The following is a 12,713-nucleotide window of genomic DNA, read 5'->3' as shown; positions in this document are numbered from 1 at the left end:
ATATGAAGCTAAATGTAGAATTATCCCGCTTTCGTGTCAAAGAAGGGAAATCTGCCAAGGTTGGCGAGTGGATGCAGTTCCTCAATGCCAACATGAAAGAAACCCTCCTTACTCTTGAAGACGAGAAAATGTACGTCGAGACCATCTTCCGCGAAACCATGGACGGTCAAGAATTTCTCTACTGGTATTCTATCCAAGCTGAAGGTGGTATCACCGTAGAAGATTCCCAGTCTGAAATTGATAAAAAACACTTGGAATACTGGGCAGAATGCATTGACCCAAGCTATGGCATGCAGGACCTGGAACCACAGGTCGTCATGATTCCAGATGCCATCTACCAGACCATGGAAGAATTGGACAGGAATTATGAACCGTCAACAGAGCAATAAAATCTATCGTTAAAAGACCTCCGCCATTTCGGCCAAGGTCTTTTCTGTTATACTCAGTTAAAATCAATCTAGCAATTCTGAGAGAGTGAGGACTTCCATAGAAAATTTGGGGAAATTTCCAAAGGCAGATAGGCATGCTAATTAGGTTTTAATAAAACTTAACATATATAAATGCTATAGTTGAGAACTCGAACTGATGTCCGCTATTTTTGAATTCTACTGAGTATTAGCTCGATAAAAAATGCTCCACAAGGTACTTCCGAACCTGGGCGATAAAATAAAGCGATCCTGTGATGACGTAGATCTTGTCAGGATTATCCAAATCCGCCTGCGCTAGCCAGTCTTGAAACCGCTCCGCACGCGCATAGCCAGCTGGATAGTCAGCCAGTTCTACCGCTCGAACATCATCAAAGCTGGTCACCGTGACTGGACCATATTGACTGAGCGCTTCCAACATCTGGTCCACTGGCTTGGTATTGATAGCTGCAAAGAGGATTTCAATATCTCTGTCCGCATATTTTTCTTCCAAGAGTTCTGTCAGGACGGCGATGCTTTCATTATTGTGGGCTCCGTCAATCATGAGCCTTGGTTTCATCAATTCTAAGCGGCCCGGCCAGATGGCTTGGGACAAGCCCTGGCTAATGGTTTCTTTGGTAATCTTTGGAAAATCAGGTCTGATGAGCTGAGCTGTTGTCACTGCCAAGGCTGCGTTGACCTCTTGGTGATGACCCTGCATCTGTAGCCTTAAATCCTCTACACGGCCGAAGGGACTTGAAACCGCAAAGCCTGCTCTGCTATTTTCCAAAAGAATCTCCCGCCCTACCGCATAGGTCGGACTCTGAAGCTGACGAGCGTACTCCTCAAATACTGCCAGCACTTCTGGCTGGTCGGTCGCATAGAGGAGGGGAACCCGCTCACGTAAGACAGCAACCTTGTGACGGGCTATGGCAGCGTAGGTCTCTCCCAAAAAAGCCTGATGGTCCAAACCGATGGAAGGACAAACTACCGCTAGAGGATTAAGGACATTGGTCGCATCCTGCAAACCTCCCATGCCCGCCTCCACCAAGAGAATGTCGGGACGCTGGTAGTGAGCAAAGTAGACAAACATAGCCACTACTACAATCTCAAACTCCGAGATAGCATCCAGTCCAGCCGTCTGGTCCAAATCCTCAATCAAGGGCTGCAAGTCTGTCACAATCCTCGCAAAATCTTCCTCTGAAATCATCTCCTGCTCAAAGACAATCTGCTCTCGAAAATCAATGATAGACGGTGAGGTAAAACGGCCAACGGTGTAATCCGAAGACCGTAAGATAGACTGTAAGGCATTCAAGGTCGAACCCTTGCCATTTGTACCTACGAAGTGAACTGTTGGCACTTGAAGTTGGGGATTGTCCAAGCGTTCCAAGAGCCAGTTGACACGCGCAACGCCATTTTCTAAATCTGATGCAGGGCGATTCGATAGCCACTGACGAGTTGCTTGATAATTCATGATTCCCTCTCTACAAAAGCAGCAACAGGGGGATGACCTGTTACTCGAAACTGTTTTTATTTAATACCCATTAACTTGGCCAATTCAGGTATTTTTTGTAAACTTGGCAAGACAAGCATGGTCACGACAATGCGTAATGGAATTTCAAAAATAGCTTTTATGAAACGACTGCTATACAAGGCAATCCAAGGTGTTCCGAAATGGAAATGGAGGGCAATCGGTGTCATGATAAAGGAAATTACAACCTGAATCAAGACAACAACCCCTGCAACATAGAGCCAATCAGCCTTGTTCTTGGTGTCTAGCGGTTTTCGATAGAAGAACCAGCCATAGATAAAAGCCGATACCGCCTCAATCAATATAAAACTAAAAAGCATGCTCTGTCCACTGAACAAGACAAAGACTGGGTCTGAAATCGCCACAAAGATAGCTGCCCAAACAGGACCGGCAATAGCTCCCAAAATAGTATTGGGAATGAAGGTAAACTGGACCTGCAAGGTATCTGAAAGACGAATAGAGAAATAGTTCTCCACAATCATGACCAAGGAAAGGGTCATCGCAATAGCAGTCAACAACTGCACCGTTAGTTTTGGAATTTTCTTTTCCATAAAAAATGCTCCTTTTTCAAAAAATGGAGCTGTCGTGTGTATTCGACAGCGGATGCAATGGTTTACCGCGCTACTCTCAGCCAGGACCAATGTTCCTACTCTAGGAGACATCAGATGCCAGCAAAGATCAGCTTCGTTATGTGGCAACATCCCATCCACATACACTTGACGCAAACCATCTACTCTGTGCAAATTTCTTTGCTTCACTATTGTAACACAATTCTCAATGACTGGCCAATTACTTATACCTATGGCAGATTATTTGAAAAAACTATAGAAAAAAGGCCAGCACTCAGCACCGACCTTTCCTATATCTGATTATTTCAAACGTTCTACATCACGTGCGATAACCAACTCTTCATCTGTTGGAATGACTAAGACTTTTACTCGTGAGTTTGCTGTTGAAATTTCTCCGCTATTGCCAAAAACATTTTTTTCTGGATCCAATTCCATACCGAACCATGTCAACCCAGCGACAACTGCCTCGCGAACTTTGACAGAGTTCTCTCCAATACCTGCTGTGAAGACAAGGGCATCTGCACCATTCAAAACAGCAAAATATTGACCGATGAATTTTTGCAGACGATTGACAAGCATATTGAAGGCAAGGATACATTTTTCATCACCTGCAGCCACTCCAGCTTCAATATCACGCATATCGCTTGATTTCTCGGCAATACCAAGAATTCCAGATTGCTTGTTCAAGACGTTGATCACATCTGCCGCGTCTTTTAATTCCTCTACATTTTCAATCAAGTAAGGAATGATTGCTGGGTCAATATCACCTGAACGGGTACCCATCATAGGACCTGCAAGTGGTGTGAAGCCCATTGATGTATCGACAGATTTACCTCCGTCAATCGCTGAAATCGAAATACCATTTCCGATGTGGGCAGTAATCACTTTTATTTCTTCCAGTGGTTTGCCTAGCAATTTGGCTGCTTCACGTGAAACATAGAAGTGAGAAGTCCCGTGAGCTCCGTACTTACGAACTTGGTTCTCTTCATAATATTTGTTTGCGATTGGGTAACGGTAAGCTACCTCTGGCATTGTCGAATGGAAGGCCGTATCAAAGACTGCCACACTTGTCACTTCAGGCAAGATATCCTTGAAGGCACGTATACCAGCAGCATTGGCAGGGTTATGAAGTGGAGCAAGGCTAGATAGGTCTTCAATTTGTTGCAATACTTCATCCGTAATGACAACTGAATCCTTGAAAATTTCACCACCAGCTACCACACGATGACCAACACCTGTGATTTCTGAGAAATCGGCAATAATATTGTGTTTGAGCAAGTCTTCCAACAAAATTTTTACTGCTTGCACATGATCAGCAATATCCAAAACTTGTTCAGCTTTTTGATCACCAAATTTTACTGTGACAATTGAATCCTTCAAGCCGATACGCTCAACAATCCCTTTTGCTAAGACAATTTCTTCTGGCATTTGGTATAATTGCCATTTTAAACTTGAGCTACCTGCGTTAATCGCAATTGTTTTTGACATAATGTTCCCCTTTTAAAGCGTTTTCCTAATCAGTATAACAGATTTTTACTTAAATTGCATTTTCTTGCTTCCAATTTTTGAAATTGACCATGAACTTCTGAATCGCTTCTGGTTCTTGTAAACTCTGCAAGGGATAGACAAATGGTGCTAATTGTCTTGCAGCTTTCTTTTGTAAGACGAAAATTGACTTGGCCATGGCCGATTTTCCAAAAAGACTTGGTGGCAGGGCAATCATGGCAACGATATTAGCTTGCTCCTGTAACCAACCTTTCAACAAATCACTCTGCGGACTGGTCAATAAATCATTCGGAGCCAACAAAATCGCAAAGCCACCCTTTTCCAAATATTTGAGGGACTGTTCCATCAGCAAATGGTGGGCGTAGGTATGTTCATTTGAACTGGCAACCTGATAGCGACTAGCAATCTGGTCATCTGGATAGTAGCCAATAGGCAAATCTCCCAATATCACTTGACTTTCCTTGAGAATCTGCGGACGTACCGCATCGCCCTGGGCAAAAGAAATCTCTGCCTGCATAACATCTGCCATGCTGGCTGACAAATCAATCAAGAGATCATCTACTTCAATCCCAAGATAGTCCAAGTCTTTCTGGCTGGCATTTAGGATAGTCTGAGCTAAGTTCCCTGTTCCTGAGCCAATCTCCAAGACTGTTACTTTAGGAGTAGATACTAGTTGATCTACCAAGAATGATAATATAAAACCTATGGAATCTGGTGTGAACTGGTGATTGTACTGCATAGGCTCTGTCTGATTGGCCTTGATCATTAGGAATTGAAAGGCACGACGCCATTCTTCCTTGGTCAAGTGCAAGTCGTGTAAGGTTTGATTGTTGCGGACAATCAAGTCCGTCTCATGCTGACCAGCTAGATAGGCTGCATTTTGCTCAATCATGGCATCATAGATATTGGTGCCTAGCTGGTTTTGGATGGTCTGTACGTTTTCTAATAGCAGGTCGTAGGCCTGTTCGATTTTTTCAAAATTCATACTCCTATCTTATCAAAATTTGGGCAAATTTGCACTAAAAGAGGAGCCTCTTATGACTCCTCTACCCTCTCTTTTTCCTCCTTCATCATAAATTGATACTGATAGGTCCGACCGCTTGATAACTGGATTGTCACGGTCAGCCTTTCTTTCTTGACCTGGTACTGAGCCTGCCCTTGGACAAAGGACAGCTGACCAGACGTTTCAATTGATTTTGGCTTACTTTCTTTCTTCACCTCTTCTTTTTGACTGGTCTGCGCGGTCTCATTATTTGACCTTTCCATATCTTCTGCAGATACCGATTCTTGCCCACTTTCAGATGGTCTCTCCTTCGTTTGAGAAGTCACACTTTCTTCCGATGTCTCTCCTTTCTTTTCTTCCTGCTCCTTCCTAGCTTGCTCAGCCTTTTCCGCCAAGAATTTTTCTTGACTCTCTTTTGCTGCTTCTTCCTTAGCCAAGCGTGACACTTCCTCAACCACCTGGTCCTTGGTCATCTGGGCTATGAGATAGGCTTGCGTGGATTCTCGACTGGCTCCAATCAACTGACCTTCAGACACTTGCTGATTGAGGTAAAATTGCAGCAAGAGAACGAAAACTGCTAGCATGAGCAGGGCATAGAGTAGGATACCAGCCTTAACCTTTTTCTTCAAAATCATAGACGAAACTCCTCTCCTCGCCAGTTTCAAACGTCACATCCAATCGAACAACCTGACCAGATTGACTATAGCTAGCCGACTTGACACCGTACAGCATGGGCTGGTAGCCCTGCCCCCGGTCATTGGTCTTACGAAAATCATCTGACCGTGACTTACCAAAGGCCAGGGCCTGACCATCTTGCCTGATATAAATCCGACCCGCATCAACTCTGTCTAAACTGGCCCCCTCCCATTCACTGCGCAGCTGGTCACAGAAGAGTAACCAGTTCTTCTCAACACGCTGGTCCTGGTAGCGAACTTCGTGGACCACCAATTTTGACAAGCCCTCAAAGACCAGCAAACTGCCTGAAACGATGACCAAGGCCACCAGACATTCCAGAAGAGTAAAGGCAGCACACCTAGTTTTTCTCAACACGCGCCACCTCTCTTCCCTCATGATAGACAGCCAAAACCTTGTCCGACCGCTGGACCGTCACCTTGACACCATCGAGCGACAGATTATCCTGACCCGTCTGCACCGCCATCTTGGCCACATTGAGGACCTCCTGTTGATACAAGCCCTCCGCCTGTTGCCTGCGACTGACCTCCATGGCAGAAAGAAAGAGGCTGGTAATAGTGACTAGAACCGACAAGGCCACCAGCCCCTCCAGCAAGATATAGGCCTTATTTTTCCGATTTCTTATAACGACCACTCCCTATATATAATTGATACGACACCGTCTTGCCCCTCGCCCCAAAGGACAGCTTGGCAAGCGAGGAATTCCCACCTTTTTTATCGAAAACAATAGCCTGCTCAGTCAATACATCGATACTAGCAGGCACCTGCACGGACTGATGACCGTTGGACAGTTGGCTATCCGTCAGTTGCAAATGAATTTCCTGCTGGCTGTTGACCGCCAGACGCTGGCTATCCTTATAAAGCTCCTCAAACTCCCAGAAGAAAACCGTCTCCTGCACCGACCGAAAAGCCGACTGGACAGAACCCGACAAAGCCAGCGCAAGAAAGCTCACGATAAAAAGAACCAACAGACTTTCTAGCAGAGTAAAGGCTTTATTGGTTATCTGGATTAGAGGCTTTGGCTTTCTCATATTCTTCTGCCTGTTTTTTGTCAATGTAGCCAGCAGATTGCAAATCGGCTACTGTTGCTTTCTTGTCATGTTCCAATTCATAGAGCTCTATCTGACTCTCTACTACTTTGACAACTGCCTGATCTCCTTTTTTCCGTACCGCCTCTTTCTGCTTGCTCAAATTAGGCACAAACAAGAGTAAAAGCACACTAATAATTCCAAGGACGACTAACATTTCCACCAGAGTGAAACCTTTTTTCTTCATTTTTAGTAATTTCTTCATTTACATCTCCATATTTTGATAAATTGGCAGCAACATGGCTGCGTAGATAAGAACAACAACGAGAGCGACAAAGAGAAAGACCAGCGGTTGAATGAGCTGCATGGCACGAGTAACGCGAGAGAAGAATTCCTCCCAGCACTCATTGGCATAGACGGCAAGTTCGCTACCCAACTTGGACTTGACTTGCCCGTACTCCACAATCAAACTCAGTTCCCTCTTGAAAAATGGATAGGAACGGATATGCTGGTCAAAGCTCTGCCCATTGCCCAAAGCCTTCGCCATATCTCGCCCAATCTCGACAAAGAGCTGGGACTGCTGCTCCTGCATCAGCCGCACCACCTGCTGCATATCCAGTCCTTGCCCGATGAGGCTACCCCACTCCCGCGCGTAGTAGGCGGTCAGGTAGGTTTGGATGAGTTTTCCGAAAAATGGCAGAGCGGACAGACAACTAAAGACAGTGATTTTAGCCGTCCTGCGGTACCAGATGTAGCCTGCTAAAGTGCAGAGCAAGATGGTTAAAACCAACCCGAGAAAGATGGTCGGTAAATGGTTGATGAGCATGGTCGCGGCATTGCCCTCCTCCAACTGTGGCAGGAGATAGTTTTTCAGACCCAGCATAATCAACACCAAAAATCCTAATAGAATAACGGGATAGGTCGCCACCTCAATCAATTTTTTCCGTACTTTGGATAAGTTGCTCAGATAGGTCTCGATGTGTTGCAGACTGAGACTGGTATTGCCATGAATTTCTGCCAATGACACCTGAGTGACAACTGTGTCGGAAAAGGCCAAATCAGCTAAAAGGCTCGAAAAAGGCTTCCCCGCTACCAGACCGTCTGATAGGATTTGCGTATATTGGTCTGCCAAGAGCTGACTGCGCCTGAGAAAATCAACAATCTCTCCCAAGTGAAAGCCACTGGCAAAGAGATTGTTAAAAAGCTCGATGACTTTACGCTGACGCTCCAAGGATAATTTTTTCGGCCTCCGCCTGCCGAGGACTGATATGTCCTGCTGCAAGAAGGCTATCAATCTGTGCATTCCACTTGTCTGCGGAATGGTTTTGGAAATCTTCTCTGGCAAAATCAACAACACCTCCTCCCCCTATCAAGCGCTGGTAGGCAATGCCTTGTAGGGCATTATTGAGCTCTTCTGGACTAACACCCAATTCCAACATCCGAGCATAGACACCCGAAATGGACTTGGCATGCACCGTCGAAAAGACTGTCGCTCCGGTCAAACTAGCCCTAATAACTGATCGAGCTGTCTCTGCATCACGGATTTCCCCGATGATGAGCAGGTCAGGACGATGGCGCAGGGACAGTTTGATGAGATTGTCATAAGTCGCGCCAATAGTTTCATTGAGCTGAAGTTGCAACATATCGTCCTGCTTGATTTCCACCGGATCTTCGATGGTCAGAATTTGCTTGTCTGGGAATTTCATCCTGGCTAAATGGTACATAAGCGTGGTCTTGCCAGAGCCGACTGGACCCGAAAAAAGGTAGAGTCCCCGACCTTTGATTTCCTTGGCAATTTCCTCTACGGCCTGAAACCAGAATTTCAACTCCTTGTCATTATCATAGAGCAGACGAATGACCAAACTTTCCTTGCCACGATAATCCCCGACCGTTGACAGGCGCAGAGAAATCTCGCCCTTGCCATAATCATAATCGCAGGACCCCTGCTGACTACGGCGCTTCTCACCGACATTGAGACCAGCTAGAAACTTGAAATGCCCAATCAGAGCATCTACTTCCGTTTCCTCCAGCTCTCGGACAAATTCCCGTTCGTCCATGATACGATGATAGAGCTGATAGGTCTCACCTTTGGGAACCAGATAAATGTCACTGACTCGACCGGTTACCGCCTCCTCTATCATTTGTTTTGCTTTTTCTTGAATCATAAATCCTCCTCACCTATTAGTTCGGAAAAATGATGATTTTTGCAAAATTTATTTAAAAAAAAATAAGAAGGACTGAACCATCAATCCTTCTCTCTTAATAATTTACGCAATTCCCTTTCTTGAGTTTGCATGGTCTTACTCTAGGTGCAAGGTCCTTCTTCTTGGAATCTTCCTTAGCTTCTAGCAATAGCAAAGAATGGTAACGTTGCAAATACTCATCACATTCCTCGCACCAATACTGATCCGCTTCATCCCAAAAGGCTGTCATCATCCCACCCTTCGATTCTTCCTTAGGAAAGCGACTAGCCAAATCTGTCCACTCTTTCTGAAAGGCAAGAACAGCATCCTCATAATTTTCAAAAACTAACTTGTCAGTGATGTCTTCTTCCCAACCTTCAATAAACCACCAGGGTTCAAAATCTCCATACATTTTAATGACTTGATACATAACTATACACTCTACTTTCTCTGTTCCAACAATTATACCGAAAATAAGAAGAATTTTGAAAATATATGCTTAGAAAATACAAATCCAATAAATAAAGTGCCGTTATAGGTGGTACCAACAATTCTTTCTTCTACTTAAAATCTCGCAGGTAGTCTTGCAGTTCACGTATCATATTCCTCCGCCCATGGAAACTCTGACCTGTGATTAGCTTCTCATATTTTTCTAACTGTTCCGCCGACAGCTGACTTCTATAAGTCCGCAACATGTCTCGCAAAACAATAAAATCGTCATTTAACAATCCCGGCGACTTTACTAGATGCGACAAATCATGAATATCTTCATGGGGCATACGGTCAAACTTCCGCTTATGGCTTTCTTGCCTGCGCACAACATCCCGAACACGATTTCGGAACTGAACCTTAAAGTAACTACAGAGCTTATCCTTATCTTCCTCCAATTCTGGAAAACTGCATAGTAATTTGTACAGAACCAACATCCCCTCCTGGTCCCAATCCTCACGTTCCCATAACTTCACGTAGAAATCCTTACGCGCGCGGTGGACAATTCCCTGAACTTCAAAATAAATCTTTTCAAATTGCATAAAACTATGCCTCCTTTAATTGATAGACCTAGTTTATCTAATTTTGAAAAAAACAAACAGGACATTTTTGTCAGTATAAAATAATAGTAACTAAATCTCAGTGAAAACAATATACCTGAGGTGGTGCACAAGAGCATTCAAACGCGCAGTCTAACCTGCCCTTTGAAGCGATTTAAGACGCACATCCTAACAATCAGACATTTTACAATAGCATTAAATCAATTCCTGTCCTATTTAAATACAATACTTGGGATCTGTAATAACCTTATCTATATCATCAAGCGAAATGCCTTTAGTCCCCAGCAATAGAACAAATTATACACTTCGAAAATCGGTTTAACTTGCTATGATAATGAGTATACCATACAATCGAGTAGGGACTAATTTCTAGTCCCTCTCACACCACCGTGCGTGCCGTTCGGCACACGGCGGTTCAACTAACTTTTAACACATGTCGTTTTAGATAATAATCTAGGCAAGAAACCAGTCCACGTTTAGCGAGGACTGGTTTTGATATGGCACGTTTCAGTACAGAGCTCTGAGCCACTAATTGATAATGGTCTCCCCAGCCAGATACTTTATCCGCTATCCACTTCGGTACTCCTAATTTGAGAAGTCCCCCTAATCGCCTAGATTTCTTCTTCCATTGTTTCCAGATAATAACTCTTATTCGAGTTCTTAGTCGTTCATCAATGCTTTCCATGACTGATTTCATGTTCGTCATAGAAAAGTAGTTTATCCAACCTCGGATGACCCAGTTTAGTCCCTCAATTCGGCTGTCTAGGTCAATACTCCACTTACGGGCCGTTAGTTTCTTGAGTTTTCTCTTGAAACTCTGTACGCTATCCTGATGCGGACGACTTTTCCAGCCCTCAGATGATTTCCAGAACCCAAATCCTAGGTACTTTAATTTGCTCGGTCTCACAATCTTGGTCTTGGTCATGTTGACTTTCAAACCTAATCGTTTTTCAATATAACGACTAATTGAATGCATAACACGTTTAGCAGCCGCCTCACTACCAACTATGATGACGCAGTCATCTGCGTAGCGAACGAAGCGAAGTCCACGATTTTCCAACTCTTTATCTAGCTCATTAAGCATGATATTGGACAGGAGCGGTGATAGGTTTCCTCCCTGTGGAGTTCCAACTAGTGTTTTATACCGTTGTCCGTTGATGACTACACCTGAATGAAGGTACTTACGAATTAAAGATTCTGTATCTCCATCTTGGATAATGTTATGAACAAGCGACATCAGTCTATCTTGAGGAACGGTATCAAAGAACTTCTCCAGGTCTATGTCTACTATCCACTCATAACCGTCATTAAGGTATTCTAATAACTGGATAATAGCTTGTTCGCATGACCGATTGAGTCTGAATCCGTAACTCCTCTCAGAGAAATAGGGTTCACAAATGGGACTAATGACTTGGACAATAGCTTGTTGTATCATTCTATCCATGACCGTTGGGATACCTAACTGACGGACTCCGCCGTTAGGTTTGGGAATTTCAACTCGTAAAACTGGCTGAGGTTTGTACTACCTCTGCTTTATGAGTTCTTTAGTTGAACGCCAGTGTTTGCGGAGATAGTCATCTATTTCGTCAATAGTTACGCCGTCAATTCCTGCTGAACCTTTATTGGCTCTAACTTGATTGTAGGCTTCAAGCATATTGGACCGAGATAGGATATTATCTAGTAACTGTGACATGTGCGTATTCCTTTCTTGTTTCGGTGTCTGAGGGACGTCTTATATTGGTGAACTTTCCTCTAGTCAATACGTGACCGCACCCAGTTCTATCAGACCGCTAGTTTTACAGACACAAGCGAAGTAGGTATACTTCGGTTAATTGTTCAGCCCTTCGCTCCACCTCTATTACAGAAGTTTCATCACTACTATAGCTTCGGCTGAGAGCCTGCCCCAGCCATTGTTGTTCAACGAAGAATGAGTTGATAACAACAATAGGCGAGGGTACTTCTCATGATTTGTTGTTACTACGTCTTTGACGCTCATGAGACCTCACGGGATAAGTCGTACATCTTTCCTCGTTTACTCTCGTGATTTACGTCTATAGGTTACGACTACCTTTTTGGACTTTAGAGTTATATGCCCCCTCATCCCCTATATACGCCTTGTTATCACGTTTCTGTTCGTAGAGCCACGATTTCGCTATCCCTTCCTCTCCCCGCTACCTCACGATAGTCAGGCTTGGGAGTCGCTTTGGGGTTCACCGGTAGCGGGTGTCCACAGAGGACTTTCACCTCAGATGTACGACATGCCCGTCGTACATAAAAAATGCATGCACCTATTATCTGGATACATGCATTTTTCAAAATGTTGTCACATAACGGTTTCTTTGCTCAAGTAGAGACTCTATTTTCCTTTATATATTTCCAATGGCAGACTGATTCCCATAAAATATAAAAGAGGAAAATAAGATGAAGCTGAACAGTAACTGCCCAATAAGAAAAGAATTTTGATGGCAATAAATATCAAAAAAGAGAAGACCAAACAGATCTTCTCAAAAATATAGTCCGTACGGGATTCGAACCCGTGTTACCGCCGTGAAAAGGCGGTGTCTTAACCCCTTGACCAACGGACCATATAACTCCGCCAACAGGGCTCGAACCTGTGACATCATGATTAACAGTCATGCGCTCTACCAACTGAGCTATGGCGGAATTTCACTAAGCGACTACCGTATCTAACAGGGGGCAACCCCCAACTACTTCAGGCGTTCTAGGGCTTAACTGCTGTGTTCGGC

At 44.2% G+C, this 12,713-nt stretch carries 14 protein-coding genes, 2 tRNA genes, 1 pseudogene and 1 riboswitch; of the genes and pseudogenes, 1 reads left to right on the top strand and 16 read right to left on the bottom strand.

Translation table 11 applies throughout. The features are described from left to right. Nucleotides 1-2: 2 nt before the first annotated feature. Nucleotides 3-389 carry a DUF6176 family protein gene (locus ACHBHN_RS09160; protein ID WP_394733197.1) on the top strand — a complete coding sequence of 129 codons (387 nt, stop codon included), beginning with the start codon at nt 3-5 and terminating at the stop codon, nt 387-389. 226 nt (nt 390-615) lie between these two features. On the opposite strand, the gene ACHBHN_RS09155 is transcribed toward ACHBHN_RS09160, so the two are convergent. From ACHBHN_RS09155 to ACHBHN_RS09080, 16 genes and pseudogenes are all read right to left on the bottom strand, one after another. After that, the gene (locus ACHBHN_RS09155) at nt 616-1,878 is read right to left on the bottom strand and encodes a bifunctional folylpolyglutamate synthase/dihydrofolate synthase (protein ID WP_394733962.1); all 1,263 of its coding nucleotides are present in this window, start codon (nt 1,876-1,878) and stop codon (nt 616-618) included. Nucleotides 1,879-1,934: 56 nt separating this feature from the next. Further along, entirely contained in the window at nt 1,935-2,486 is a 552-nt protein-coding gene (locus ACHBHN_RS09150) for a folate family ECF transporter S component (protein ID WP_105161323.1), read from the bottom strand. A gap of 44 nt (nt 2,487-2,530) precedes the next feature. After that, nucleotides 2,531-2,675, bottom strand: a riboswitch (THF riboswitch). 129 nt (nt 2,676-2,804) lie between these two features. Next, nucleotides 2,805-3,992 (bottom strand): acetate kinase, encoded by a 1,188-nt coding sequence (locus tag ACHBHN_RS09145; protein WP_105110728.1) that lies wholly within the window; start codon nt 3,990-3,992, stop codon nt 2,805-2,807. 49 nt (nt 3,993-4,041) lie between these two features. Continuing rightward, nucleotides 4,042-4,995 (bottom strand): class I SAM-dependent methyltransferase, encoded by a 954-nt coding sequence (locus ACHBHN_RS09140; RefSeq protein ID WP_105161324.1) that lies wholly within the window; start codon nt 4,993-4,995, stop codon nt 4,042-4,044. A 50-nt stretch (nt 4,996-5,045) separates the two neighbouring features. After that, entirely contained in the window at nt 5,046-5,648 is a 603-nt protein-coding gene (gene comGG, locus ACHBHN_RS09135; RefSeq protein ID WP_394733961.1) for a competence type IV pilus minor pilin ComGG, read from the bottom strand. Further along, a complete protein-coding gene (gene comGF, locus ACHBHN_RS09130; protein ID WP_394733960.1) occupies nt 5,626-6,084 on the bottom strand; it encodes a competence type IV pilus minor pilin ComGF in 459 nt (152 codons plus the stop codon). The genes comGG and comGF overlap by 23 nt, the downstream gene beginning before the upstream one ends. Further along, entirely contained in the window at nt 6,047-6,340 is a 294-nt protein-coding gene (gene comGE, locus ACHBHN_RS09125) for a competence type IV pilus minor pilin ComGE (RefSeq protein ID WP_105161325.1), read from the bottom strand. The genes comGF and comGE overlap by 38 nt, the downstream gene beginning before the upstream one ends. Next, nucleotides 6,312-6,737 carry a competence type IV pilus minor pilin ComGD gene (gene comGD, locus ACHBHN_RS09120; RefSeq protein WP_105110732.1) on the bottom strand — a complete coding sequence of 142 codons (426 nt, stop codon included), beginning with the start codon at nt 6,735-6,737 and terminating at the stop codon, nt 6,312-6,314. Before comGD ends, comGE begins: the two co-directional genes overlap by 29 nt. Then, the gene (gene comGC / locus ACHBHN_RS09115) at nt 6,700-6,999 is read right to left on the bottom strand and encodes a competence type IV pilus major pilin ComGC (RefSeq protein WP_105110733.1); all 300 of its coding nucleotides are present in this window, start codon (nt 6,997-6,999) and stop codon (nt 6,700-6,702) included. Before comGC ends, comGD begins: the two co-directional genes overlap by 38 nt. Then, nucleotides 7,000-8,037 (bottom strand): competence type IV pilus assembly protein ComGB, encoded by a 1,038-nt coding sequence (gene comGB / locus ACHBHN_RS09110; RefSeq protein ID WP_161943384.1) that lies wholly within the window; start codon nt 8,035-8,037, stop codon nt 7,000-7,002. It lies immediately after the preceding gene. Beyond that, nucleotides 7,949-8,899: a competence type IV pilus ATPase ComGA gene (comGA, locus tag ACHBHN_RS09105; protein WP_105110735.1), complete on the bottom strand. Its 951-nt coding sequence runs from the start codon at nt 8,897-8,899 to the stop codon at nt 7,949-7,951. Before comGA ends, comGB begins: the two co-directional genes overlap by 89 nt. A 94-nt stretch (nt 8,900-8,993) precedes the next feature. Beyond that, nucleotides 8,994-9,347, bottom strand: coding sequence for a DUF1033 family protein (locus ACHBHN_RS09100; protein WP_394733959.1), 354 nt, complete (start codon nt 9,345-9,347; stop codon nt 8,994-8,996). A 130-nt stretch (nt 9,348-9,477) separates the two neighbouring features. Beyond that, nucleotides 9,478-9,948 carry a sigma-70 family RNA polymerase sigma factor gene (locus ACHBHN_RS09095; RefSeq protein WP_172095614.1) on the bottom strand — a complete coding sequence of 157 codons (471 nt, stop codon included), beginning with the start codon at nt 9,946-9,948 and terminating at the stop codon, nt 9,478-9,480. A 433-nt stretch (nt 9,949-10,381) separates the two neighbouring features. Next, nucleotides 10,382-11,659 (bottom strand): annotated as a pseudogene (gene ltrA, locus ACHBHN_RS09090) (group II intron reverse transcriptase/maturase). A gap of 820 nt (nt 11,660-12,479) precedes the next feature. Then, a tRNA-Glu gene (locus tag ACHBHN_RS09085) sits at nt 12,480-12,551 on the bottom strand. A gap of 6 nt (nt 12,552-12,557) precedes the next feature. Beyond that, nucleotides 12,558-12,630, bottom strand: a tRNA-Asn gene (locus ACHBHN_RS09080). Between the last annotated feature and the right edge of the window lie 83 nt (nt 12,631-12,713).

It is taken from the genome of Streptococcus sp. A22 (assembly GCF_043674215.1).
Taxonomy (GTDB): Bacteria; Bacillota; Bacilli; order Lactobacillales; family Streptococcaceae; genus Streptococcus; species Streptococcus suis_V.
The sequence above is the reverse complement of the archived record's forward strand: the minus strand, read 5'-3'. Positions and strand labels throughout refer to the sequence as shown.